We start from the raw sequence: 26,194 nt of genomic DNA on the forward strand, positions 1-26,194 counted from the left end.
GCCCAACCAACGGATGGAATGGATAGGTGACGACAACGTCGAAGCCCGGATTCCCGGCATTATGACGCTGCTTCCGACGGCGGCGGACGGACATGGGCCACCATCGCCACCCTGCTGACCACCGCCAAGATGAATCAGGTCGATCCGTACGCCTGGCTCACCCAGACCCTCGAGCGTATCGCCAATGGCTGGCGTCGGCTTGCGCCCCAGCGAGGTTGCGGCCCTAGTCTTGATGACATCGACTGGCGGTCAGGCAAAATCCTTGTCCAAGGAAGGGCCGGCGACGAGCGACAATGCCGCTACGCCACGACGTCGGCACAGCTATCGTCGCTTACATGCGGCATGGGCGACCAGCTTCACAGTGCCGCCGCCTGTTTGTGCGAACGCTTGCTCACGGATCTGAAGTGTGCCCGGCCACAGCCAGAGCTCGTAGGGAAGTCTCAGAAAGTTAGGCCGAGGTGAGTGCTAACGGTAGCTGGCGACTGGTTCTCCCAGAACATCCATTCGAGGCGCGACGCCTAGTCCCGGCGTGTGAGGCGCTACGACGCGGCCGTCGATAACGTCAAATGCACCGTCGGCGGTCTTGCCCGAGAGCACGACTCGACTTTCAAGCACGCACCGCAAATACCGTTCCGGAATGGTCTGGCCCAAATGTACAATTGCAGCGAATGCAATGTCCGATCCAGCCGTTTCCTGGACACTCATTGTGTAACCCGCGGCAAGGCAGATATCACGGTGTCGACGTCCTTTTGTCAGTCCGCCATTCTTGGAGATCTTAAGTCCAACTCCCTCTGCCGCATCGTCAGCGATCAACTGGACGATTGATGCGTCATTAATAGCCAATTCATCGGCGATAATGGGAACGTCGGTACGCCTGCGCAGCGATACGCATTCGCGCCAAGTCGCGCAGGGTGCCTCCAGTACGAAATCAAGACCATGCGGCAATAACCGCAGCATGCGAAGCGCCGTTTCGACCGTCATCCCACCGTTCGCGTCAACGATGAAGTACTCGCCAGACTTCTTGTCTGCGAGCGCACCTGCAATTCGAGCCGCGTCCTCAGCCGGGTCGCCACCGATCTTGACCGAATGGCCGATGTAACCCATCGCCCGATGCTCTGCGACACGGCTGCGCATAACGTCCGATTCGTCCATGGAGATTGTTGAAATAACCGGCATCCTGAATTCTGTACGCCCCCCCAACAACTCGCATACCGGTAAACCTACGGACTTACCGAACAGATCCCAGCAAGCGACATCGAGCGCTGTCTTGGCATGCTCATGACCTGCGAGGGCTGCGTCCATCGCATCATTGATGCGATCGACACGTCTTGGGTCCAGGCCAATCAGCCGTGGCGCGATCTCGGCGATACCGGATCGAACACCCAGAGCATGAGATGCGACATAGGTCGAACCGAACGGAGTGCTTTCACCCCATCCTTCAAGCCCGTTTTCCGTCGTGATGCATACGATGGTTGCGTCGAAGGTCCGGTACTCGCGGCCGCCCGACAACCGGTAGACACCACCCGAGTAAGGCAGGTCCACCTGGAAAACATCAATTGCCGTAATCTTCAGTTCTGACATCTGTATTTTCTCTTTCAATTCGGTATTATGAGCACGATCTTTCCGCTTTTCGATAGAAATTCTTGCTGGGCTTCTATGATGTTCTTAAATGGGTATGTTTTCCCAACGAAAAGGCGGATCTCTCCGCTTTCGATGTACTTTTCGAAAACGACGTCGTCTTAGAATGTACAACCAAAGAAGCTGAAATACAGAGTGCGCATATCAAGTTCGACAATGGGGACTGCGATGGCCGCGGCGACCGCGTATCTTCCCTCTTTCTCTAACATCAATGATCTCTGCAAAAGCAGGGCAGGCAGTCACGTCGATGACCACGTCGGCGGCCTCATTAAGGAGATTTCAACGAGGCTTTCACCGGCGCCACGATTGAGCGAAAGCCCGTCGCACTGCGAGCCAAACACCAAGCCATCCAAAGCCCGGTAGTCGACATAGGAGCGAAGGATGTTTCGCACGATCACGCGCTCACCGATACGGCTCGAGTCCACCTCCTCTCCGACGACAATACGACCACAACAGTCACCGCCCTTAATCTGCGGAAAACGACAGCGGAACGGCCCCTAACCAATCCAGGAACGCTATCGGAGGGGGAGGCTGTAAAACAACCGTATAAAAAGTCATGTACCGCAGGATTAAATATTATCCGACGATAGCGGCCCTGCGGGGTCAGCCGGGATCATTTAAACGGCCTGGTCCGGACTTGGCGTACTGGCCAGCCGACGATGGGCGGATGGGATTTAGGTCTGCGACATGTGTGATCACACAATCGCGAAAGATCTGGACGTCCTCTCTCGCTCGAACTCGGTATCAGTAACCACCAAGTGGTGTGCTCGTTTTACAGAATGATACCGAAGTTAAATGTTATGAGCAGAACGAATAGAGCGGCGCATATAAGGAAGGATATCACTGCTGCACGGATTCGTTGTCTGACATAAGCTGGGCCTAAAATCTCTCCTGAATTGATTGGAAATTTTGGCATTCTGACTGGCTTCCCCATAGCGTCATGGAGTTCCTGCCACTAGCCAGAAGGATTTCTACCCTCAGACAGGGGCCGGAGATTGCCTCGAAGCTCCCCACTCCAGGACCAGAGCAGGTCCAAGCCGCAGGATACCGCGCTCAACCGCCGGTTTTCAAATGAGTATTGCTGGGCCTCCGATGACCGTGGGTTATGACCCCTCCCAAACTTCTCGGTCTTTGCACGGCCGCAATCTAAGCCGCAATCAGCGCTGCCATGAGCCCAACCAGATGGTGAGGATCAACCGGCTTCTCGAAGTACCTCACATCCTTGAGTTCATCAGGAATTGGGGAGCTTTTGAACCCCAGCACGAATATGCATGGTATTCGCCGCCGCCGCAGGTGCTCGGCCGCCACGAACGTGGCTCTGTCTTGATAGTTCACACTCAGCACTGCCCCATCGATCAACTTTGAGGATGTGATGAAATCGAGAGCGTCTTCGATCGTATCCACCGGCCGAATGACCTTGGCGCCAGCTGTTGCCAAGTACTTCGTCAAGTCACGAGCGAACGCATGGTCCTTCTCAGCAATGAATATATTGCGATTCCGGAGGTGGGCAACTCCCACGGGCTGCATCCTGACGTTGGCGGATAAACAAGGTGCCCCGCCACGCGTCATCCAAGTATAAACCCGTTCCCCAATGGATCGTCTGGATCCACGATGAATTCGCTAAACCCAGTTAAAAAAGGTCGACAACTAATTTCAGGTATCACCGCAGCCAGCGAACCTACCTTTGTCGTTTCAAGAATCCGGGCGTCGAAATAGGTCCGGATTGAGCTCTCGTGTCTGAAGCGCTCATCAACGCCCAGTCTTCCTTTGGCGTGCTCCACAGCCATGCGCGCACAAGTACCGGTACCACACGGCGATCGGTCCGCCTGAGCCCGGCCGAGTATGACGATGTTACGGGCATCTGTCACGCTGCTCGACGCCGGAGCCGTCAACATGGCAAGGTCTATCCCGTTGATATGAGGATGCTCCGGATGCTGGAAACGGAATTGCTCCCTTGCTGCCGTGCGCAACGCCACGCCGGCCTTGATCAAGTCGGTCGTATGTTGCGGGTCGATGGACTGGAAGCCTAGATCTGCCGCCTCAGCAATGACAAAGATATTGCCACCATAGCCGAAGTCGACGCGAACTCTGCCGTACTGTGGAACATCCACGTACTGATCCAGCGCGAAAGCAAAAGACGCAACGTCGATCAGGGATACGGCTTCCACATCCCCCTCGTCGTTGGTCTTGACCGATCCAACTACAAGTCCGGCAGGTGTATCTATCCTGACCTCTGTCGTGCGACCGGTTCGTGGAACCTGCCCGGTTTCCACCAGCATTCCGCATAGACCAAGGGATGCGTGTCCGCACATGTTGTAAAACTGGCCGCCGTCCATATAGACTACACCGACATGTGAAGTCGAATTCACGGGGGGCACGATGACTCCGCCGAACATGTCGCGGTGGCCCCGTGGCTCGTTCATCGTCACCCGGCGGATCCAGTCAAAATCGTTGATCAGGTTACGCATTCGTTCGGCCATCGTCGAACCCGGTATTCTCGGGAAACCTGAAACGACAAATCGGCTTGGCTCACCAGCAGTATGTGAATCGACAATCGACAATCTGTGGCTGAATTTCATGGCTTTTCGCTTTGCTGGTGTTGGCATCCGGCCAAACATTTTGCCGATCTGTACGGTGACCGCGATGAAACGGCGCCGTTGGAGGCCGCCCTCAACGGGCTAGCGCCCGAATATGTACGACGCTTTGACTGAACGCCGTAGAATGGTCGCGACACATCCGTTGTATATTTGGCACGACCCGACCACCCTTGGCCAATGGCCAAACACGCGGTTGGTTTGGGAGGCCCCGGCGAGAGTCAAATTTCGTCAGTTGAGATGACTTGCGGTGCCTTCCCTTTCACGCCTCCATGCCGATACCCGGTTAGGGTCATTGCTTCGGCGCGAAGCCGGTTAAGTTCGATAACATTTAGGCCTGCCGCGCATAACTTTTTATCCGGTTGTTTTAGTATTTGCTCGTCTCTAGCGTTAGCGTTCCTCAACGCCGCGCATCAGAGCCAGTTTCGACGGCTGGTTCAGCAAAGGTTGCCACCATCCTTCCGGCAATAGGATGGGCACGCACCCGGCGGAATGCAGGGCGAGCTCAAAGGATCATTGTTGTCGATGTCGTTATGACACGAGGGAGAACGGAAGTGCTGGATAAAGTCGACTACAAGAGGCAGGCCAAATCGCTCGGACTGCCGACCAAGATGATTGTTGATGGAGTGCAGACAGTTGCTCTATCCGGTAAAACCTTTAAGACCCGGAATCCGGCGACGGGCGAGGTCTTGGCGGAGCTTCCGGCAGGTTCTGCTGCAGATGTGGACAAAGCCGTCGCAGTTGCCCGGCAGGCGCTTGACGACGGTCGGTGGTCGAAACTGGCCCCGGCAAACCGAAAAAAGATCCTGCTCCGGCTCGCGTCCCTCATTGACGAAAACACGGCCGAACTGGCGCTGATGGAGAGCCTTGATAGCGGCAAGACGATTGGCGACTGCATCAACATCGACGTGCCCGAGGCGGTGAACAGTCTCAGGTGGCACGCGGAAGCAATCGACAAGATTTATGATCAGGTCGCACCTGCGAACGATGCGTCTCTTGGCCTCATCGTGCGCGAGCCGATCGGGGTGGTCGGTATCGTACTACCCTGGAATTTTCCGCTTTTGACCTTGGCTTGGAAGATCGGCCCAGCACTTTCAGCGGGCTGCACGATTATAGTTAAGCCTGCTGAAGAGACTTCGCTAACGACATTGCGGGTGGCGGAGCTTGCACTGGATGCCGGAGTGCCTCCCGGCGTTTTCAACGTTGTGACAGGTGACGGTCCTGACGTCGGCGAGCCTATTGGGCGCCATCCGGGCATCGACGCAATTTCCTTTACAGGCTCGACTGATACCGGCCGGCGCTTTCTGAAATACTCCTCCGAAAGCAACCTGAAGGAAGTCGTGCTGGAACTCGGCGGCAAGAACCCGTGCATCGTCATGGAGGACGCACCCGATCTCGATGCGGTGGCCTCTCATATCGCCAACGGCGCTTTCTGGAATATGGGCCAGAACTGCTCGGCGATCTCCCGCCTGTTTGTCCACGAGGACGTAAAGGATCGCCTGCTCGAGAAGCTGGCTGAAGTTGCCAAGACGTGGATTGTGGGAGACCCGCTGGACCCGGAGACCCGCATCGGGCCGCTTGTTTCGGTCACCCATTTCGAGAAGGTCAGTAGCTACCTAGAACACGAAGGCAAGGTGATCATTGGCGGGAACGCGTTCAACGGCACAACAATTGAGCCCACAATCATCGAATTCCAGCGTCACGAGGGCCGGCACGTCAAGGAAGAAATCTTCGGGCCCATTCTCTCGGTGATCGCTGTGAAGTCCCTTGCGGAAGCAGTTACGCTTGCCAATGAGACGGATTACGGCTTGGCGGCCTCTGTATTCACTGGCGACGGCACGCGCGCGCTTCGTGCGGCGAGGGCAATCAAGGCAGGTACCGTCACGGTGAACTCCTACGGGGAAGGCGACGCCGCCACACCTTTCGGTGGGTACAAGCAGTCCGGTTTCGGCGGCCGCGACAAGTCCCTGCATGCACATGATCAATATTGCCAGATAAAGACCCTCTGGGTTGACCTGGTCAGCTCACACGGAGGTTTCTGAAATGTCATCGTTCGCTTTCTCAGGTCTCAACCTAGCGATCACAACTCCATTCGATGCTAACGGACGCATTGATTTCAAGCGTTTAGAGGAGCACGTCGAGCGGTATCTGGCTGCAGGCATAGACGGCTTCGTTTTCAGCTCCGGTACGGGTATGCATGTTTACCTGTCGCCCGAAGAGTCGAAATCGCTCATAGAACGCGGCGCGCGCATTGTTGCCGGACGGGCCAAAGTGATCGCCCAGACCTCAGCTCTGCTCACGGCCGATGTGGTCGACAGAACAAAGTTCGCCAAGGATTCTGGCGCTGACGGCGTCATGCTCCTGCCGCCGTTCTTCGAAGGCCCTTCGAATGACGACAGCGTATTCGACTTCTATGCCGAAGTGGCCAAGGTCGGTGTGCCCATCATTGGATACAACGTGCCACAGGCGGTCGGTATATGCATAACCCCTGATCTGCTTCGCAGGCTCTGCGAACTTCCCGAGTTCCGTGCGATCAAGGATAGCAGTGGAGACTTGGCTGGACAGGTCAAGCTGATCGGGACTGGCCTGGAAATCCTAAATGGTGCCGATCCGCTCGTGCCCTTCTCCCTATTTGCCGGTTGTTCGGGACTAATTTGGGGGGGCGCGAATGTTACCCCTCGTGCGTGCGTGGCAATCGTCAAGGCCGCGAAGGAAAATCGGTGGGACGATGTGCGGGACCAGTGGCACGCTCTGGAACCCATCATGTCGCTGCTTTGGCAGGGTGACTACGGCGGCTATGTCCCCAGCGCCTACGCGGCGGCCGAAATTACAGGTTACGGCAGCGGTGCTGTGAGAAAGCCTTTCAGGCCCGTGCCCGCGGAACGAATTGCGGCGCTTAGAGCGGCGCTCGGCCCATTGGCCGAGCAAGAATCGGCACGATGATCAACAAGACGTTCCATGCGCGCCGTCTTCCCGACCATGGCGCGCAATCCGGCTGGACGGCACTGCTCCCTCCCAGGACCCCAAGGCCCGCGCTTGATGGTAACATCAACTCCGATGTCGTCATCATCGGCGCGGGCTTTGCGGGCCTGGCAGCCGCCGTCAGGTTAGCGGATCTTGACCCGAAACTTTCGGTAGTTCTTCTGGATGCCGATGTTGTCGGAAACGGTGCCAGCGGTCGCAATTCTGGATTTCTAATTGATTTGCCCCACGACATCTCCTCCGGCAATTTCGGAGTGGATGGTGCCGCTAAAAGCCGCGACGAGATAGTGGTCGCTCGGACAGCCATCCAGCACTATGCCGGCCTGGCGCAGGAGAATAGCTGGGGCAAGGACATTTTTGATCCAAGTGGCAAATACAGTGTCGCCATCACCAACGCCGGCACGGAGCATCTTGCGGCGTACTCGTCCCAACTCAATTCAATGGGCGAACCTAACCAGTTGCTCAATGTAGCGGAGATAGAGGAACTTACGGGGACGCGATCGTTCAGGTCAGGACTCTTCACCCCTGGCGCCGTCATGGTTCAGCCCGCCGCCATGGTGAGGGCCATTGCGGATTTGTTTCAGGAGCCCGTGAGGCTGTTCGAGCGGACGCCGGCCCTCTCCATCGAAACCTCATCAACAGGCTGCGTGGTGAAGACTCCAAAGGGCGCGGTTAGTGCAGGCCGTGTGATCTTGGCGACCAATGGCCATGCCGAGAGCTTTGGATTCGGTAGCGGAGAACTTCTCCATGTCTTCACATACGCCTCGCTAACCGAGCCGTTCGCTCCTTCTGCGCTTGGCGGAGCCAGGAAATGGGGAGCGACACCGGCGGCGCCGATGGGCACGACGATCCGACGTATCAATGGAGCCGATGGCGACCGACTTCTCATACGCTCGCGCTACACCTACAACCCCAATATTGTAGCCAGCGCGGGCTCGGTGAAGAGAGCGGGTGCCCTTCACGATCGCAAATTCATGGACCGCTTTCCCGATCACCGTCACTTGAAAAAAATGCAATATCGCTGGGCGGGTGCAATGGCGCTCACTCGGAATTCCGTGCCCCTGTTCGGCCAATTGGAAGAAGGAATCTTCGCTGCATGTGCGTGCAACGGCATAGGCGGGACCAAGGCCACATCTGCAGGCATCGCTGCAGCCGAGCTCCTGGCCGGCCATCGGTCCCCGCTCGGCGATATCTTCAGCGCGTTCGACAAGCCCCAGACTTTGCCCCCGCGACCGTTGACCCACGTGGGCGCGCGATTGAACCTCGCATACAGAGAATGGCGCGCCGGACGCGAATAGCTCACTTTTGGGGCCGCTTTCGGGCCTGGCCACGGTTCATAAATCGAACGCTGGCCTAAAGGCGCGATCTGCATTGCAGCTCCGGCTGGTCGGCCGCAAAATGGAATGCACTGCCCCAAATCAAGGGCGCCCAAGGGCCGCAATTTACTTTTTCTCGGGGCTGGGATAACCATTAGGTATGTCGAAGGATTATCGACGGCTGCCGTTGAGTGCACTACGTGCATTTGAAGCTGCTGCACGTCACATGAGCTTTACGAAGGCTGCCAACGAGCTCTCGGTCACTCAAGCTGCCGTCAGCCGCCATATCTTGACGCTCGAGGACCACCTCGACACCCAGCTTTTCAATCGCGGAAACCAAAAGGTTTCGCTCTCCCAGGCGGGGGAGGAGTTGTTTGAAGCAACGACCCTCAGCCTGGCTCACATCGCCACGGCCTTTGACAGCGTACGAAGGGGGCAAAAGGCCCGGAGGTTGACTGTCGGGATGCCGATGTCCTTCGGAACCATGTTCATGAGCCACAGGATCGGCGATTTTATCATGAACAATCCGAACATTGATCTGCACCTGGTTTCTCTCGAACGAAGCCCTGCGCCGGCGACGGACGGTTTTGATGTGTCCGTAGTGATGGGGCATCTACCGCGGCCGGGGTTTACGGCAACCGAGCTTTTCGCCGAGGAAGTTTTCCCGATCTGCGGTAAATCATATCTGCCGCACTCGCCGCGCATTGTGACGCCCGGTGATTTGGTCAACGAGGTGCTCCTGGATATGGACGATCAACATTGGTCGGTCTATCCTTGGTCGCCCTTCAACTGGGCGGGCTGGCTCGAACAGTTTGGAGTTTCGGCTCCTTTCAAGCGTGCGATTACGTTCAATAACTACTCAACGATGATCCAGTCCGTAATCAGAGGGTTTGGTATCGGGCTGGGGTGGCGTCACGTGGTGAGTGATTACCTCAATGAAGGCGCGTTGATACGACCCTTGACCGAAAGCTATTTGACTGGTCGAAAGCATCATCTGGTGATCCCGGATGCCGCGCTTGACCGAGAAGACGTCCAGATTTTCCGCGATTGGCTCATCACTCAGGTTGCAGACCTGAATCCGATGGCGTCGGTGGGCGGCAGCCATGGACCGGCATCCGCGGCACGCCCTGACGATATTAGACCGACAGAAGCGCCATCGGACGATATATCTAGTCCCGCCGCTACGATAGCAGATTAAGGGCGCGTTAGCTGGACCGATAGAGCCCTTCCTTCATTTCCGGCCAGGTGTCCGTGATCGCGTACCCTTCCGGGTAGGGGTCGTCCTTTTCCAGAATGTAAGCGCATTTAGCGGTGATCCAGGTACGGCCGCTAACTGCCGTAATGATGGCGTCATAGTCCCCCACTTTTGTGGTAGCGACGATTTCCCCGGTAAACGTGGAGTCGATCAGCGACTTGTGAGTGAACCGGTCTCCTTCTCCAATTTCGCCCTTGGCATGCATCACAGCCAGGCGTGCAGACGTTCCCGTGCCGCAGGGGCAACGATCTATCCGTCCAGGCGAAACGATCACGGCGTTCTTCGACTCTACTCCCTGTTCTGACCGCTTGATTGGGGTTACGAACATCGTTTGTGTAATACCCGGGAGCTCAGAGTTTAGCGGGTGGGACACCGGTATTTGTGCCGCGGCAGCTGCCTTGATTTCCTGTCCCAAGTCGCTAAGCTGCCGGCCCTCCGATGCAACGAGGTCGAAACCGAACTGCTGCGCATCAACAATGGCGTACGTCATGCCCCCATAGCCTACGTCCACGATCAATTCGCCAAAGCCTGGAAGTTGAATTGTCTTGTTCAGGCAGTAAGCGAAAGCGGGTTGGTTGATGAACCGGACCGCACCGACCTTCCCGTCCGCGGTATCGCACTCGATCCCAATGAGGCCGGCGGGCGCTTCAAGCTTGAACCGGGTCACTGGGCCTGTGATCGGAACCATGCCAGTTTTCAGCATTGTAGTTGCCACGCTGATCGTGTTTCCACCGGACATTTCCGGATATTCTTCCGCCTCGGCGATAATGTATGCCGCTACCGCTTCCGGGTTTTCGGTAGGCACGATGAAGTTGACGGATTGGATCATGCTGCCACGGGGCTCGCGTAGAAAGAACAGGCGGATGTTGTCGTGATGCTTTCGGAAGAACTTCATTTTTTCAAATGCTGTTCCCGTGGGCAATTCGGGCAATCCGGAGACGACAACTTTCTCCACGTCGCCTTCGCAGTGGCAGTCATATGCCGTGAAGGTTGAGGAGATCGGGATTTCGTAGCTCGACAAGTTGGACATCTTGACCTTTCAAATCTCTTGAGCACTGGGCTATCGTCCGCAAGCCCTCTAGAGCCTGCGAGTTTATCGAAGTTGGTATCAAGAATAGCTGGCGACCGGGTCCCTTAGCACTTCAAGCCTAGGCGTCACTCCCAGGCCCGGCGTGTTAGGCGCTACGATGCGGCCTTCGATGACCTCAAATTCACCGTCGGCAGTCCGCAGCGAGACGAGCTTCCGGCAATCCAACACGCAGCGCAAGTATCGCTCGGGGAAGGTCTGGCCCAAGTGTACAACTCCAGCGAATGCAATGTCCGATCCAACTGTATCCATGACGGTTACGGTGTAACCCGCAGCAACGCCGATATCACGCTGGCGCCGGCCTCTCGTCAGACCACCATTCTTCGATATCTTGATGCTAAATCCCTCTGCTGCATCGTCAGCGATGAGCTGAGCGATCGATGCATCGCTCATAGCGAGCTCATCGAAGATAATGGGAATGTCGGTGCGCCGGCGCAGCGACATACACTCGCGCCATGTGGGACAGGGTTGCTCAAGTACGAAATCAACACCAGGCGGCAACAACCGCAGCATGCGAAGCGCCGTCTCAACCGTCATTCCGCCGTTCGCATCGGCTATGAAATACTCCCCGGGCTTCTTGTCTGCGACTGAAGCCGCAATCCGAGCCGCATCGTCGGCGGGCTCGCCTCCGATTTTAATCGAATGGCAGATATACCCGATCGCACGGTACTCCGTGACACGCCTTCGCATGTCGTCGGGATCGCCCATGTAGATTGATGATACGACCGGCATTCTGACATCTGTGCGTCCCCCCAATAGCTCGCACACCGGCAGGCCGACCGATTTGCCGAACAGATCCCAGCAGGCGACATCGAGCGCGGTTTTCGCATGCTCATGACCGAGGAGGGCTATGTCCATCGCATCGTTGATGCGGTCGACGCGTCTTGGGTCCAAGCCTATCAGGCTTGGCGCGATCTCGGCGATTCCAGATCGAACACCCAATGCATGAGCCGCGACATAGTTCGCGCCGAACGGAGTGCTTTCACCCCATCCCTCAAGGCCATTCTGCGTGGTTATGCGCACGATCGTTGCGTCGAAGGTCCGGTATTCACGCCCTCCCGACAATCGGTAGACGTCACCCGAGTAGGGTAGGTCTACCTGAAAAACATCAATTCTGGCAATCTTCAGTACAGACATCGTACTCTCTTTCAATCCGGTATGACGAGCACAAGCTTTCCGCTGATGGTTTTTGACAAAAACTCTTGCTGGGCTGTCACGATGTCTTTTAATGGATAGGTTTTCCCAACGAGCGGGCGGATTTCACCCTTCTCGATGTACGATACCAAGTTTCTGAAAACGACGTCGTCCTGGAATGTGCAGCCAAAAAAAGTGAGATCTTTGAGGTACAAGGTGCGCACATCGAGCTCGACGATGGGACCTGCTATCGCACCGCCGACCGCATAGCGTCCGCCCTTCCTTAAGACATCGAGGAGGTCGGCAAAAGCGGGGCCTGCGGCTACGTCGACCACAACGTCAACGGTTTCTTTTCCAAGGTGTTTGACCAGGCTTTCACCGCGGGGAACCACCCGGTCGGCGCCTAGCTGTCGCATTTCATCGGCCTTCATCGAGCCGGCGACTGCGGTTACAAAGGCTCCCCGCCTTTTCGCCAGCTGCACTGCCGCGGACCCGACCCCCCCAGACGCGCCGGTGATGACGACATGCTCGCCCGGCTTCACTCCGGCGCGATGAAGGAGGTTCTCGGCTGTCGAATAGGAGCATGACACCGAAGCAAGCTCGACGTCGCTCCAGTCGCAATCGATCGTATGGGCCTCACTTGAAGGCGCTTTCATGTACTGCGCGAAAGCCCCGTCGCACTCAGAGCCAAACACCCAGCTCTCCATCGGCCGGTAGTTGACATAAAAGCGAAGGGTGTTTGCATTGATGACGCGCTCTCCAAGACGGCTGGGGTCCACGTCCTTCCCGACGCGAACGATACGACCACAACAGTCCGCTCCCTGGATTCGTGGAAAGGACATGGGCACACCCGTCCAGGTCGCGTCGAGATCCTGCGCCTGCGTGGCACCCTCATCGGTGCTGCTTTTCACACTTTTCGAATACCAGCCGATGCGCGTGTTTATGTCAGTATTGTTGACACCTGCAGCAGCAACACGGATCAGGACTTCCGCCGGGCCAAGGGTCGGAACGGGGATGTCGCTGCGGTACTCAAGCTTATCGAAGCCGCCGTGCCCGACAAGGAGCACCCCGGTCATCACTTCTGGAATTTCGGCGGCAGAACCTCTCGAGAACTCCACGGGTTCGCTGCTCATCCCGCCAATATCCCTTCGTGATCCTTTCGTGATTTACTTTACTCGCGGACCCGTACCGGCGACGCTAGCGAGACAGCTCTAACAAAACAACTGGACGAAAAGTTATGTATAGCAAGATTAAATGTTATGAGGCGGCAGGCCTTTTTTCCAAAGCTGGTTTGCGGCGGCGGACCCACCCACTGGTAATCATCTGCGACGATCGTCTGTCACATTCATTTGAGCCGCATAACTTTACCTAGCGGCGCGCATAACTTTTTATCAGGTTGTTTTGGAGTGCGTGCGTCGCTAGCGTTTCCAGGATCAGGGACGGACTCTCACGCCGCGCTGGATCTCCATAGGAGTCTATCAGCGGTTGTCGGTGCCTCATGACGCAGCCAAGCGATACCATCTGTGCTGGCGTCGCGTTGTACACACTCTGGGGAGGTTCACATGGGTTTTTTCAGCAGAAACGGTGACCGTCTGCCCAAGCTGTTCGGGAGTCTTGCCGCAGACGTCAAGCAAGGCGGAATGGACAGACGGGAATTCCTGGCACTCGCTTCCATCTTTGGCGCATCAACGGCTGTCGCGTACTCAAGGCTGGGTGCGGTTCCGTCGGCGCATGCGGAAGAGACAGCGATCAAAGGCGGAACTTTGCGCATCGCCATGATCGTCTACGGCGCGAAGGACCCGCGGACTGTTGACGTTTCAGAGCTGGCCAACATTTACCGTCAGTTCCTGGAACCATTGGTCAAATACACGACCGAATACACTTTTGAGCCGCGGCTGCTTGAGAGCTGGGACACAAGTGAAGACGCCAAGGAATATGTCTTGCACCTGAGAAAGGGTGTGAAGTGGAACAATGGCGACGATTTCACTGCGGACGACGTCATCTTTAACTTCAATCGTTGGTGTGAGAGGGACGCGGCCGGCAACTCGATGGCCACGCGGTTGAGTTCACTAATCGACGAGAAAACCGGCAAGGCCCAGGATGGCGCCATCATTAAAGTCGATGACCACACCGTGAAGCTCAAGCTGTCGAAACCCGACATCACCATTATTCCGGGAATTTCCGACTATCCTGCGCTCGTCGTTCACCGCGACTTCGAGAGAAATGGCTCTAATCTCATTGCTCACCCGGTCGGTACGGGCCCGTTCGAATTGGTTTCGTGGGATGTCGGCCAGAAAGCTGTTCTCAAACGTCGGACAAACGGGCAGTGGTGGGGCGGTGAAGCGTACCTGGACGAGATCCAATTCATCGACTACGGGTCCGATGCGACAGTCGTCCCGAGTGCGTTCGAGTCTGGCGAGATCGATGCAAATTACCAGACCTATGCGAACAGCATCGGATCATATGATCAACTCGGGCTTGTGATATCGGAAGCAAAGACTGCGACAACTCTGTTGTGCCGCACCCAGGTCACAAACAAGCCCTATGACGACCAACGCGTGCGCAACGCCTTGCAATTGGCGGTCGACAATGCCTCAATCCTTCAGATTGCCAACGATGGCCGCGGCACGGTTGCGGCTAACTATCATGTAGCGCCCATTCATCCCGAGTTTTACCCTCTTCCTGAAAAGAAGCGGGATATGGAAGCATCGAAGCGTCTGATGACCGAGGCTGGTCAGGTGGACTTCGAGCACAATATCATTAGCCCGGACACGGATTGGCTAAAAGACGCCGGCGACGCGATAGCGGCGCAGTTCCGCGAGACAGGCTTTAAGGTCAAGCGGACGGTCCTTCCCAGCAGCACCTTTTACAATGACTGGCTTAAATATCCACTTTCGATCACGAACTGGAACCACCGGCCACTTGGCGTACAGAATTTGGTTCTTGCCTATCGCAGCGGTGTCGCGTGGAACGAGACCGGGTGGTCAAACCCTAAGTTCGACGAGAAGCTGGACGCGGCATTGGCGGTGCCAGACCCGGCCAAGAGGAAAGTGCTGATGCAGGACATTGAAACGCTTTTGCAAGATTCCGGTATCATCATACAGCCCTATTGGCTTTCGGTGTTTCACCATTCCACCAAGCAGGTCAAGGACTTTCCGATGCACCCGACGTTTGAGATGGACCTCGGCAAGGTTTGGCTCGCAAAGGCGTAGATGTGCTGGAGGCCTGAGGCACCGTCCCACGCCGATGGTGTAAGGAAGCTGCCGTCGGGATCACTTACTCCCTGGCGCTGCTTCCACGCTTTGATGCCCCGAACCGTCACCACGAGCTGAACGCGTTTACTGCTCATTGCCGGCAGTGAGAAGTGCTTTGCAATAGTATTTGGCTCATGCGTTGCTGTCTCCTTGGCCGCAGCCAGCGCGTGGCGGCGTGGGGTGATCAGCCCCCCGCTGGTCTGACACTTGGTGCAAGAGCGAGCAGCGGCACTTATAAGTGCAGATCAAGTGTTATTAGGCGAGCAGTTACCTACCGTCGGATAACATTTAGGCTCGCGATACATAACTTTTTATCCGGTTGTTTTGTTAGGCTCGCGTCGCTAGCGTTTCGAGAACGTTAAGAGGGGATACCCTCATGTTTGGCCTGAGGGATCCAGGTCACAATGGGAGTCAACAAAATGCTGAACACCCAAAGACTTCTTTAGGTCTCCTATATGTCCGGCGCCGACTGCCAAGTCGGCCTAGTGCTGCGCTTGCAGGTGGGCGAAAGACTGTGAATGCGGGCGACGATCATTTGGTGTTAAGGCCCGTGTCGTCTGTGACGAAAGTCCTGGTTGAAAGGAATTTTGGTGAAGTTCGAAGACGTTTTGGACCCTTTCAAAAGCTGGCACATACCGTTTGATCGATGGGTCGCTGATGGCTTGGGTTGGGTTGTCGAACAATACCGTCCGTTTTTTCAAAGCTTGAAGTGGCCTATCGACCAGCTTCTCAAGGCGTTTGACAGCGCACTTAATGGAATCCCCCCCGTCATAACAATCCTTTGCTTTGGATTGATCGCTTGGCAAATTGCCGGGTGGCGCCTGGCGCTTCAGATCGTTGGCCTGTTGGTAGTCATCGGGTTCCTCGGCATCTGGGGTGAAACGATGACAACCCTGTCTCTCGTTTTCACCGCGGTTCTTTTCTGCACGATGGTGGGCATTCCGCTGGGCGTGTCGGCCGCGCGAAGCGACCGCGCTGCCGCGATATGCCGGCCAATTCTCGACACAATGCAGACGATCCCATCCTTCGTCTACCTCGTACCTGTGGTGATGTTGTTCGGCATCGGCAACGTGCCAGGCGTCATTGTAACGATCGTTTTTGCCCTCCCGCCCGTTATCAGGCTGACAACGCTAGGCATTCAGCAGGTCTCCGAAGAGGTCGTGGAGGCCATGCGTGCCTTTGGAGCCTCAGACAGTCAACTTCTATTTAAGGCTCAAATTCCGCTGGCTCTCCCGAGCATATTGGCGGGTGTGAACCAGACGTTGATGATGTCACTGTCAATGGTTGTTGTCGCCTCCATGATCGCAGTGGGGGGGCTCGGGCAAATGGTTCTGCGCGGCATAGGGCGCCTCGATATCGGTCAGGCTACAACAGGCGGAACAGGTATTGTCCTTCTAGCGATCATTCTAGACCGCTTGACCCAATCCGCGATGTCCAAGAGCAGACAGTTAGCTCACGTTGCTTGGCACAAGCGGGGCCCAGCTGCGTTCGTCACAGGTTTTGTCAAAACCTTCCAAGGCCCTCCGGCGGCACGTGAAGGATTGGAAAGTGGCCGGCAACGAGTGTCTAGTTAACAACAATGGGAGCAAATATGAGCGATTGGTGTAAAATTGGATGGCGGGGGCTTGCCGCTGCTGTGACAGTGCTAGGCACCTTGGCGGTGTCTTGTGGATATGTGACTGCCGAGAACCTTCCGGGCACTGGCGTCACCGTCAGGCCTTTGTATAACGGCATTGCAGAAGAATTATTTGAAGCCTACGTGGTAAAGTTAGGCCTCGAGGATCTGGGGTATACCGTAGACGAGCCGTCCCAAACCCAGGTTCCCGTTGCCCATATAGCCGTGGCCAACGGTGATGCGGATTACTACACGCCGCACTGGTACCCCTTGCATATCGCATTTGCTGAGAAGGCCGGGGGCGATGCCAAGGCTCATCGGGTCGGCACGCTCGCAAAGAACTCAATCCAGGGTTACTCCATCGATAAAGCTACGGCTGACAAGTATGGAATTGAGACGATCGATCAGTTGAAAGACCCGAAGATCGCCAAACTTTTCGATATAGATGGCGACGGTAAAGCCGACCTTTACGGCTGTGAGCCTGGCTGGGGATGCGAACGTATCATTGAACATCACCTTGATGCGTATGGCCTTCGGGCTACCGTAACGCATAATCAGGGTGAGTATTTCGCTTTGATTGCAGACGTTATCCAACGGGTGCAGTCCGGCAAACCAGTGCTGTACTATGGATGGACCCCGACATGGGTCAACGGGATTCTTCGCCACGGGGAAAACGTTTCATGGCTGACCGTCCCGTTCACGGCGTTGCCCGACGAACAATCTGGCGCGGAGACGACGGTTCCAGGCATTGGAAACCTCGGGTTCTCGGTGAACACTCATCACGTGTTTGCAAACAACGTCTTCCTCGAGAAAAACCCTGTCGCCAACAAATGGTTCGAGCAAGTCGAGATCCCGATTCAGGACATCGATGACGAGAACCTTCTCATTCACAAGGGTGAGAAATCCAACGAGGACATTCGTCGTCATGCCGAGGACTGGAAGAAGGCGCACCTCGATCAGTGGAACGGCTGGATAGCCCAGGCAAAGCAGGCAGCAAAGTAGTCGCCAGACAGATTGACTCGCCCGGTGGCTTTTGGCCGCCGGGCGGAGCTCCTCCAACTTGGAAACCACCTTTGGCAGCGCACGCTATAGAATTCAGGGACGTTTGGAAGGTCTTTGGGGCAACTTCAAAGTTTAATCTTGCCGACATCCAGCGCGACTACCTCTCGAAGGCTACTCTCCTCGAAAAACATGGTTGCGTGGTTGCCGTCGCCGGCGTCTCCTTCAAGGTTGAAGCCGGGGAGATCTTCTGTGTCATGGGACTTTCCGGCAGCGGAAAGTCAACACTAGTTCGCCATGTGAATCGGCTGATTAAACCCAGCGCCGGCCAGATCATTGTTGGCGGCGAGGACATCAACCTGAAATCCGAAAAAGCGATGCGCGAGCTTCGCGCCCGGTCGATCGGAATGGTGTTCCAGAATGTGGCGCTGCTGCCGCACAGGACAGTCCGTGACAATGTGGCATTAAGCCTTGAGCTCAGGAAAGTCAGCGTCAGGCAACGCTATGAGATTGCAGAAGAAAAGCTGGAGCTGGTCCAGCTGGCCGGCTGGGGCGACCGCTATCCCGATGAGCTTTCAGGAGGGATGAAGCAGAGAATTGGCCTTGCCAGGGCCTTGGCGGCCGATCCCGCCATCCTGTTGATGGATGAACCATTTTCAGCACTCGATCCTCTCATTCGCCGGGAATTGCAGGACCAGTTCAAAGAGCTATCCAACAAGTTGCGCAAGACGACGCTCTTCATAACCCATGATTTGGACGAAGCCGTCCGGCTGGGGCACCAGATCGGTGTCATGAAAGACGGCAAGATGCTTCAGATCGGCTCTCCTGAAGACATCCTCGGGAGCCCAAAGGATCCGTACGTCGAAAAATTTGTCCAGGGAAGCAGCCGGTTGAAGCTCTTGAAGGCCGAGGCGGTAATGTCGCCCCTATCGAACTATGCGGGCTGGGGCGAGGGCAGGGCTCTGGCCGACGCGCCACGCCTGGGACCGCACGCCGGAATCAAAGAACTGATCGCTTTGTCCAATCGACATGACAACCGGCCGCTGGTGGTCGTTGACGACGCGGGAGCTGACATAGGAATTGTCACGGCGTCGTCTCTCCTGCGCGGCATACAGGATCGGCTTTAGGGTTGGCCATGAGCATAACCTCAGTTCATAAGCTACATCATTTTTAGTTGTTAGTTTCGGGTGGAGTTCTGCCCTATATTCTGACGTCAATCAGGGAATAGTAAGAGATGTCCGCAAGATCAGGTGGCCGGGACGCCCGACAGAAGCTGCGTTCCGAGAGGTCGGTAACGTTCATGCCGTCGTTGGAGCGGGGTCTTCCTTATATGGATTTGTTGAGCCCTGACGAATTGCTTAGGCTCCACGACTACTCGATGCAGATACTTGAAGAGATAGGCATCGAATTTCGCGATGACGAAGCCGTTGAAATGTGGCGCGCAGCAGGTGCCAATGTGACCGGTCAGCGCATCAGAATCGACAGAAACCAGCTGATGGAGCTCGTGGCAAAGGCACCCGAGTACATTACGATCCACGCGCGAAACCCGGCCAAGACGGTCACGATCGGGGGACGGAAAACGATCTTTACACCAGCGTATGGGTCGCCGAATGTGCTTGATCTCGAAGGCAAGCGGCGGAATTCGACGATTGCTGATTTTGTGAACTTTGCAAAGCTCGCCTATCAAGCTCCCGCGATGCATATGACGGGTGGCGTTCTATGCGAGCCAATGGACATCGCCGTCCCCAGGCGCCACCTGCACATGAATTACAGCTTGATAAAGTACTCGGACAAGCCGTTCATGGGCGCGGTTACCTCCGGCGAAAGGGCCGAAGACACCGTCACCATGGCCAAGATCGTTTTCGGTGACGAATTCGTTCACAACAACACGGTGATGGTCTCGATCGCCAACTGCAATTCGCCGCTCGTATGGGACGCGACGATGCTGGATGCGGTCAAAGTGTACGCAGCGAGCAATCAGGCTATTCTCTTCACCCCCTTTGTTCTGGCTGGCGCAAGCACCCCGGCAAGTACAGTGGCCGCAGTCGCCCAGCTCAATGCCGAAGCACTGGCCGGCATAGCCTTCGCCCAGCTGGTGAGGCCGAGCGCGCCTTCCATTTACGGACAGTGGCTGGCAACCGTTTCGATGAAAAGCGGCGCGCCAATGGCCGGCACCCCCGAAATAGACCACATGAACATGCTGGTCGGCCAACTGGCCAGACACTACAAACTCCCTTGGCGGTGTAGCGGTAGTTGCACCAGTTCAAAGCTTGTCGATGCCCAGGCCGGCTATGAAGCAGCCCGCAATATGTATGGTGTCTTGATTGCAGGTGCAAACTTCGTCTTATCCTCCACCGGTTACCTCGAAGGGGCCCTCACACAAAGCTACAGCAAGTTCATGCTCGATGCCGAGCAGATGGTTATGTTCTATAAGCTCGGTCAGGGTCTCGTGAAGAGCGAGCTGGATGAAACGATGGACGCGATCCGCCAGAGCGAGCCGGGCGGCCACTATTTGGGAACTGCACATACTCTCAAGAACTTCGAACAGGCATTCTTCGTCCCAGAGTTGATGGACCACGACAGCTTCGAGCAGTGGAGCTTTGCTGGCGCCCGGGATGCCAACACGCGGGGCCGAGATGCAGCTGTGCGGGCCTTGAAAGAATATCAGGCGCCGCCGCTCGATGAAGCAATAGACGAACAGCTTCTCGACTTCATGAAGCGTCGGGAACTCGATATCGGCGAAGCCGTCCTGTAGGCGCAAATGCAATCGCTGTTGAGCAGCAGACACCGGTGAGCGACACGCTGGGGGGTGAATGAAACGCCTGTCCTAGATGGCGAACCGTCAGAGCTGGGCGGAAGGAGCATGGATGGAACTTATCCATTAGCCTGCCAGGACACCCGGTCAGCAGGCCACACCCGCCAAGTTCCTCGGATTCGTGACGAACTCGAGGATTCCTTTGTGAAACGCATGGACCAATTTTGATGAATGTACGTCCCGATATCAGTGCGATGAATCCGTCGAGCACCGCAGAGGTGCCGTCACAGGCGGGCCGCCCGATCGAGCTGGTGGTACTGGTACTTCCGGGGTTTTCGAATCTGGCACTCCACGCTTTTATCGAGCCGTTCCGCATCGCAAACACGGTGACGCGGCTGAAGCTGTTTACGTGGAGGATCGCAGGACTCGACAGACGGCCTGTTGAAGGTGCGAGCGGCATTTCGGTTGCTGTGGATGTGACAATTGACGAGCTCAATACCTGTTCAGGCCACCGGGGCCCAAATCACCTCGTAATTGTCGCCGGTGAGCCAGTGGGACGGCGGTTGAGCCCACAATTCAATAATTTTCTCCGCATCATCGCACGCCGCGGTGTGCCCATATCCGCATTGGGGACAGCGACATGGCTGCTCGCGCAGACCGGTCTTCTGGCGGGAGCACGCTGCACGATCCACTGGTCACGGCTCGCCGCCTTCTCTGAAGTGTTCAGCCAGCCTCAAATTAGAGACTCTCTGTTCGTCAAGGATGGGCAGTTTTCAACGTGCGCGGGTGAACTGGCATCGTTTGACCTGGCAGTCGACATGATCGCCAATCATGTCGGCGCTTTTACGGCACAGGAGGTCTGCCGGCACGTGACCGTCGAAGGCCAGCGCTCAGGTACGAACCGGCAGACGGGACCAACAGGACTCGCCTTTGCCGGTGTCAGCGATAAACTACTTATGGCTATGCGGATCATGGAAGAGAACGTTGAATATCCGCTCACCATGAGCGAAGTGGCAGAACGTTCCGGCGTGTCGCGGCGCCAGTTGGAGCGGTTGTTTGCAGCGCACGTCCACGTGCCGCCGGTACGCCATTATCTTCGGGTCCGAGTCGATCACGCCAAGCGCCTGATCGAAGGCACAAGCATGCCGATTATCGATATCGCGATAGCTTGCGGGTTTTTGTCCCCTTCACACTTCGCAAAGTGCTTTAGGGTGTTTAACGGAATTTCGCCGCAACAGTGTCGTGCAACCGTGCCGGCCTGGGTCGGACCCGGCCTCGGTTAGAGCAAAGAACAACAACGAACTGCCTACCAATAAGGTCAGGTCTACCGTTTCGCGGTATGCCGGCGGAAACCGATCAGTCGAGCCGATGCCGGGCTGAGCGGAAGTGCTAGGACATCGTCAGCGATTTCAAGCGCTTTTGGTAGTGTGGCCGATCAGGCCTGGTCAGCTAGCACTACTTTGGCAGATTTTTAGTTCCGGGAGCGTTTCGAGGATTCCCAAGAGCGGTTTTGCGTGATTCATGAGAGGTCGGCTGTTGGAGGGGCCGGCCATGAACAGGGATTGGCAACTCGATCTGGAGCGGTGGCTTGAGCCGTTCGTCTCGGCGTTGAGGCACAAGACGCGTGCGCGGATGTGTCCGGCCTATATTGCTGGGCTGATTGGCCTTGGGGATCGCAAGAGCGTCCAACCGATGGCTGCGCGCGACGCAGGCGTCAACTATGACCAGCTGCACCACTTCATCGCGAGCGGCGTGTGGGATGCTGCGCCGCTGGAGAAGGTGCTGCTCGCGGAGGCCGACAGACAAGTTGGCGGGAACGATGCGTGGCTGATCGTGGACGACACCGCGCTCCCCAAGAAGGGGCGCCACTCGGTCGGCGTCGCGCCGCAATATGCCTCGGCGCTTGGCTGCCAACTGCCAGACGCTGGTGTCGCTGACGCTGGCCTCTGGCGAAGTGCCGGTCATGGTGGGGCTGCGACTGTTTCTGCCCGAGAGCTGGACTTCCGATCCCGCCCGGCTCGACCGTGCCGGTGTGCCCGAGGACCATCGTGCCTACAGGACCAAGCCCGAAATCGCGCTGGCCGAGATCGACCGGGCTCGCGCAGCCGGCTTACGCTTTGGCTGCGTGCTCGCCGATGCCGGATATGGCTTGAGCGCCCCCTTCCGGCAGGCGCTCACCGAGCGCGGCCTTACCTGGGCCGTCGGTATCCCGTTCAAGCAGAAGGTCTATGCCGCCGACGTGGCGATGATCTTCCCCGTTGCCGGACACGGCCGCCCGCGCCGCCGGCATATCCCCGATGTGAAGTCGATGACCGCGCAGGCGATGCTGGAAAAAGCCCAATGGCGGACGGTCAGTTGGCGGCGTGGCACCAAAGGCCGCCTCTCGGCCCGCTTCGCCGCTGTCCGTGTCCGGGTTGCAGATGGCCCACCCCAGCGCATCCGCGACATGGGCGCTCAGCATCTGCCTGGCGAGGAGGTCTGGGTGATCGGCGAGCACCGCTCGACCGGCGAGCGCAAATACTACCTCTCCAACTTGCCCGCCGACACCCCGCTCAAGCAGATCGCAGGCGCCATCAAGGCGCGCTGGGTCTGCGAGCAGGCGCATCAGCAGCTCAAGGAGGAACTTGGCCTCGACCACTTCGAGGGGCGCTCATGGACGGGCCTGCACCGGCACGCGCTGATGACGATGATCGCCTACGCCTTCCTGCAATCTCGCCGCCTCAAACAAGCGGGAGGGGGAAAAAAGAATCCTCGGCCCGCCGCCCCAACCGAGCCTACCCGCCGTCAGGCAAGCCATCCTCACCGCGCTCGCGCAGCCGCCCCCAATCCGTTGTCCCCACTGCCGCAGAACCATCTCCGCTAAAAATCTGCCAAAGTAGTGCTAGGGTCAGGACTCATTGATCCAGAAGATGAAGGCTGCAGCGAAAGCGATCGCCGACAGGAAGGTGTGAGCACATCGGTCGTATCTGGTGTGGATGCGCCGCCAGTCTTTGAGGCGTGCGAACGTGTTCTCGATCCTGTGGCGTTGTCGGTATAAAACGGGATCGTAGCTGTGCTGAACACGATGCTTGGCATGGGGTGGGATGCATGGCGTGATACCGCGCTCGACGAGCGCCTGGCGGAAGGCCGCTGAACTGTAGGCCCGATCGGCCAGCAGGGCGTTGGCGGCGGGCAAATCCTCGATCACTGCCGCAGCAGTCTTGTGATCATTGGCCTGCCCTTCGCTCAGATGCAGCAGCCGCGGGCGTCCCTTGCCGTCACAGACCACCTGCAGCTTGGTGGTCAGGCCGCCGCGGCTACGTCCGATACATCGGGGTAGAGCCCCTTTTTGAGCAGGCTCGCCGCCGTGCGATGTGCTTTGAGATGGGTGGCATCAATCATCAGATTGTCCGTTTGACCGCCCTGCGCGGCCAGTTCCGCCAGAATGCGGTGGAACTGTCAGGAATTCTGTGCGCGAGGCCGGTTTCGTCATTGGCTGACGAACCTTTCGCCGAAGACGACGGCGAACTGGGTCTTGGCCTCGAACCATTCGCGCGGCGGTCGTTTCCATTCCTCGGCCGCGTGGTTCAGCACCAAATATAGCAGCTTCATGGCCGCATCGTCACTGGGGAAGTGTCCCCGGGTGCGGACGGCGCGGCGCAGCTTGGAGTTCAGCGCCTCTATGGCGTTCGTAACCGGTATGATCATGACGGTGCCATCCGATCCCCGCTGGAGATGAGCGATTTTCGGCGCATGGTGCGACCATCCGGGACAGGGGCACCGGGAGCACGCCAAGTGCGGGCAGGCCGATGTATTCGATGAGCTGCGAGCTCGCGTTAGTAGCTGGCCGCCCCTGTGACCTGCCCGGTTGCGCCGAGAGCGCGGATCCGTAGGTGTCGCGTCGCCCGCCGGCTCCCGACTGTTTGAGGAGAGGGAGCCGATGAGACGTGTGATTGGAATGGACATCCACCGCACCTTTGCGGAGGTGGTGGTTTGGGAAGACGGCCGGCTGGCGCCATCACGGACGGGTCGACATGACCCGCTCGGGACTGGAAGGGTTCGGCCGCAGTTTGCGACGGACGGATGAGGTTGTCGTCGAGGCCACGGGCAACGCCATGGCGGTGGTGCGAGTTCTGTCGCCCTATGTCGGCCGGGTGATTGTCGCCAACCCGATGCAGGTGAAGGCGATCGCCCATGCCAGGATCAAGACCGACAAGATCGATGCCGGCGTTCTGGCGCAGCTCCATGCCAGCGGCTTTCTCCCGGAGGTCTGGGTACCTGACGAGCGGACCGAGCGGCTTCGCCGCCTCGTCGCGCGGCGCAACCAGGTCGTGCGGCATCGCACGCGCGTGAAGAACGAGGTGCATGGCATCCTGCAGGCGCACCTCGTGCCGAAGTGCCCGCATGCCGATCTGTTCAACAATCGCGGTCGCGCCTGGCTCGAGCGGCAGGTGCTTCCCGACGACGAGCGGGCCGCTATCGCCCGCCACATCCGCGAGATCGATCGCCTGGCCGAGGATCTGGCTGACCTCGATCGCGACATCGCCCGGGAAGCGGTTGATGATGCGCAAGTCCGGCGGCTTCAGACGATCACCGGCGTCAATGTCATCGTCGCGAGCGGTATCATCGCCGCGGTCGGCGACATCCGGCGGTTCCGCGAGCCGCAGAGGCTGGTGAGCTACTTCGGCCTCAATCCGCGTGTGCGCCAATCCGGTCTTGGCTTGGCGCAATATGGCCGGATCAGCAAACATGGGCGTTCCCATGCCCGCGCCATGCTGGTCGAGGCCGCCTGGGCGGCGGCGAAGGCGCCCGGATCGCTCAGGGCCTTCTTCCTACGCATCCGCAACAAGCGTGGTCATCAGGTCGCAGCTGTGGCGGTCGCCCGCAAGCTCGCGGTGCTGATCTGGCATCTGCTGACAAAGGAGCAGGACTACTTCTGGGCTCGCCCGGCGCTGGTGGCGGCAAAGCAGAGGCAGCTCGCTCTCAAGGCCGGCGCGCCGGGCGAGCGCGGTGTCGGTCGCCGCGGTTCGGCTTACGCTTACAACGTGAAGGAGTTGCGAAACAGCGAGAAAGCCGCGGCCGAGAATGCCGAGCGTGCCTACGAGCTAATGGTTCGGCATTGGCGGCCACGCGGGCCGAAGCGGCGCACGGACGCCACAAAGGAGGAACGACTATAACGGCTGCGTGGCGGCACTCTCATCCTCTCGCACCACTCTTTGCCTCGTGGTCGTCCGTGCCGGACAAATATAGCATAAGGAATGTGCCGGCACGACCGCTGCCTCGGTCCGCTCCAGACTGGCGCCGTGCTCGACCCAGTCAAGGCGTGGCCTGGAAACCTCGCAGCCGGCCGTGCCGCCATCGCGCCGGCCAGCCTTGACTGCGTCTCGACACGCTCGCATGGGAAATCCTGTGGGCCGGGACGAAGAAACAGGCTCATCTGAGCCGAACAAAGAAACGCAACAGGAATCGAAAAAGTCGAAATCAGGCTTGTCGATGTCATCCGTGGTGTAGATGATCCGCCGCACGCTTTCGGGATAGGCAAAGAATGGGACGACGTGCTGCCAATTGCGCCGCCAGCTTTGGGTG

Annotated in this window: 17 protein-coding genes and 5 pseudogenes; 13 read left to right on the forward strand and 9 right to left on the reverse strand. The window is 57.6% G+C overall.

What is annotated here, in order from left to right; translation table 11 throughout:
• Window positions 1–66: 66 nt before the first annotated feature.
• Window positions 67–192, forward strand: a pseudogene (locus tag NKH01_RS33285) (transposase domain-containing protein); the annotation flags it as partial.
• A gap of 273 nt (window positions 193–465) precedes the next feature.
• Here NKH01_RS33285 and NKH01_RS33290 read toward each other — a convergent pair.
• The 3 genes from NKH01_RS33290 to NKH01_RS33300 form a co-directional block, all read right to left on the reverse strand.
• Window positions 466–1,581 (reverse strand): mandelate racemase/muconate lactonizing enzyme family protein, encoded by a 1,116-nt coding sequence (locus NKH01_RS33290; protein WP_353024526.1) that lies wholly within the window; start codon window positions 1,579–1,581, stop codon window positions 466–468.
• Between the two features lie 1,203 nt (window positions 1,582–2,784).
• Window positions 2,785–3,156, reverse strand: coding sequence for a response regulator (locus tag NKH01_RS33295; protein WP_353024527.1), 372 nt, complete (start codon window positions 3,154–3,156; stop codon window positions 2,785–2,787).
• Window positions 3,157–3,203: 47 nt separating this feature from the next.
• Entirely contained in the window at window positions 3,204–4,217 is a 1,014-nt protein-coding gene (locus NKH01_RS33300; protein ID WP_353024528.1) for a proline racemase family protein, read from the reverse strand.
• Window positions 4,218–4,765: 548 nt separating this feature from the next.
• Between NKH01_RS33300 and NKH01_RS33305 the strand changes: the two genes are divergently transcribed.
• The 4 genes from NKH01_RS33305 to NKH01_RS33320 all read left to right on the forward strand — a co-directional run bounded on the left by NKH01_RS33305 (window position 4,766) and on the right by NKH01_RS33320 (window position 9,728).
• Window positions 4,766–6,274 (forward strand): aldehyde dehydrogenase, encoded by a 1,509-nt coding sequence (locus NKH01_RS33305; RefSeq protein WP_502912713.1) that lies wholly within the window; start codon window positions 4,766–4,768, stop codon window positions 6,272–6,274.
• Between the two features lies 1 nt (window position 6,275).
• Window positions 6,276–7,175 (forward strand): dihydrodipicolinate synthase family protein, encoded by a 900-nt coding sequence (locus NKH01_RS33310; RefSeq protein WP_353024529.1) that lies wholly within the window; start codon window positions 6,276–6,278, stop codon window positions 7,173–7,175.
• Entirely contained in the window at window positions 7,172–8,512 is a 1,341-nt protein-coding gene (locus NKH01_RS33315) for an NAD(P)/FAD-dependent oxidoreductase (RefSeq protein ID WP_353024531.1), read from the forward strand. The genes NKH01_RS33310 and NKH01_RS33315 overlap by 4 nt, the downstream gene beginning before the upstream one ends.
• 178 nt (window positions 8,513–8,690) lie before the next feature.
• Window positions 8,691–9,728, forward strand: coding sequence for a LysR substrate-binding domain-containing protein (locus tag NKH01_RS33320; RefSeq protein ID WP_353024533.1), 1,038 nt, complete (start codon window positions 8,691–8,693; stop codon window positions 9,726–9,728).
• A gap of 7 nt (window positions 9,729–9,735) precedes the next feature.
• Here the strand turns inward: NKH01_RS33320 and NKH01_RS33325 are convergent, their stop codons facing one another.
• The 3 genes from NKH01_RS33325 to NKH01_RS33335 form a co-directional block, all read right to left on the reverse strand.
• Window positions 9,736–10,815: a proline racemase family protein gene (locus tag NKH01_RS33325; protein ID WP_353024534.1), complete on the reverse strand. Its 1,080-nt coding sequence runs from the start codon at window positions 10,813–10,815 to the stop codon at window positions 9,736–9,738.
• A gap of 78 nt (window positions 10,816–10,893) precedes the next feature.
• The gene (locus NKH01_RS33330; RefSeq protein WP_353024536.1) at window positions 10,894–12,009 is read right to left on the reverse strand and encodes a mandelate racemase/muconate lactonizing enzyme family protein; all 1,116 of its coding nucleotides are present in this window, start codon (window positions 12,007–12,009) and stop codon (window positions 10,894–10,896) included.
• Window positions 12,010–12,020: 11 nt separating this feature from the next.
• Window positions 12,021–13,139, reverse strand: a complete 1,119-nt coding sequence (locus tag NKH01_RS33335) for an alcohol dehydrogenase family protein (protein WP_353024537.1) — start codon at window positions 13,137–13,139, stop codon at window positions 12,021–12,023.
• 429 nt (window positions 13,140–13,568) lie between these two features.
• Here NKH01_RS33335 and NKH01_RS33340 point away from each other — a divergent pair, with 429 nt between their 5' ends.
• The 7 genes and pseudogenes from NKH01_RS33340 (at window position 13,569) to NKH01_RS33370 (ending at window position 23,492) form a co-directional block, all read left to right on the forward strand.
• Window positions 13,569–15,218 (forward strand): ABC transporter substrate-binding protein, encoded by a 1,650-nt coding sequence (locus tag NKH01_RS33340; protein WP_353024538.1) that lies wholly within the window; start codon window positions 13,569–13,571, stop codon window positions 15,216–15,218.
• A 632-nt stretch (window positions 15,219–15,850) separates the two neighbouring features.
• Window positions 15,851–16,834: an ABC transporter permease subunit gene (locus tag NKH01_RS33345; RefSeq protein WP_353024539.1), complete on the forward strand. Its 984-nt coding sequence runs from the start codon at window positions 15,851–15,853 to the stop codon at window positions 16,832–16,834.
• A 17-nt stretch (window positions 16,835–16,851) separates the two neighbouring features.
• Window positions 16,852–17,877, forward strand: a complete 1,026-nt coding sequence (proX, locus tag NKH01_RS33350; RefSeq protein ID WP_353024541.1) for a glycine betaine/L-proline ABC transporter substrate-binding protein ProX — start codon at window positions 16,852–16,854, stop codon at window positions 17,875–17,877.
• Window positions 17,878–17,948: 71 nt separating this feature from the next.
• The gene (locus NKH01_RS33355) at window positions 17,949–19,001 is read left to right on the forward strand and encodes a quaternary amine ABC transporter ATP-binding protein (RefSeq protein ID WP_353024542.1); all 1,053 of its coding nucleotides are present in this window, start codon (window positions 17,949–17,951) and stop codon (window positions 18,999–19,001) included.
• Between the two features lie 107 nt (window positions 19,002–19,108).
• Window positions 19,109–20,629, forward strand: coding sequence for a trimethylamine methyltransferase family protein (locus tag NKH01_RS33360; protein ID WP_353024544.1), 1,521 nt, complete (start codon window positions 19,109–19,111; stop codon window positions 20,627–20,629).
• Between the two features lie 227 nt (window positions 20,630–20,856).
• Window positions 20,857–21,912, forward strand: a complete 1,056-nt coding sequence (locus NKH01_RS33365) for a GlxA family transcriptional regulator (protein WP_353024546.1) — start codon at window positions 20,857–20,859, stop codon at window positions 21,910–21,912.
• Window positions 21,913–22,143: 231 nt separating this feature from the next.
• A pseudogene (locus NKH01_RS33370) lies at window positions 22,144–23,492 on the forward strand (IS701 family transposase).
• A gap of 24 nt (window positions 23,493–23,516) precedes the next feature.
• Here NKH01_RS33370 and NKH01_RS33375 read toward each other — a convergent pair.
• Together NKH01_RS33375 and NKH01_RS33380 are read right to left on the reverse strand one after the other, a co-directional pair.
• The gene (locus tag NKH01_RS33375; RefSeq protein WP_353024548.1) at window positions 23,517–23,936 is read right to left on the reverse strand and encodes an IS5 family transposase; all 420 of its coding nucleotides are present in this window, start codon (window positions 23,934–23,936) and stop codon (window positions 23,517–23,519) included.
• A gap of 161 nt (window positions 23,937–24,097) precedes the next feature.
• Window positions 24,098–24,313 (reverse strand): annotated as a pseudogene (locus tag NKH01_RS33380) (transposase); the annotation flags it as partial.
• Between the two features lie 253 nt (window positions 24,314–24,566).
• Between NKH01_RS33380 and NKH01_RS33385 the strand changes: the two are divergent.
• A pseudogene (locus NKH01_RS33385) lies at window positions 24,567–25,785 on the forward strand (IS110 family RNA-guided transposase).
• A 312-nt stretch (window positions 25,786–26,097) separates the two neighbouring features.
• On the opposite strand, the pseudogene NKH01_RS33390 reads toward NKH01_RS33385, so the two are convergent.
• Window positions 26,098–26,194: pseudogene (locus tag NKH01_RS33390) on the reverse strand (transposase); the annotation flags it as partial.

The sequence above is a fragment of the Mesorhizobium sp. M1403 genome, assembly GCF_040317695.1.
Taxonomy (GTDB): Bacteria; Pseudomonadota; Alphaproteobacteria; order Rhizobiales; family Rhizobiaceae; genus Mesorhizobium.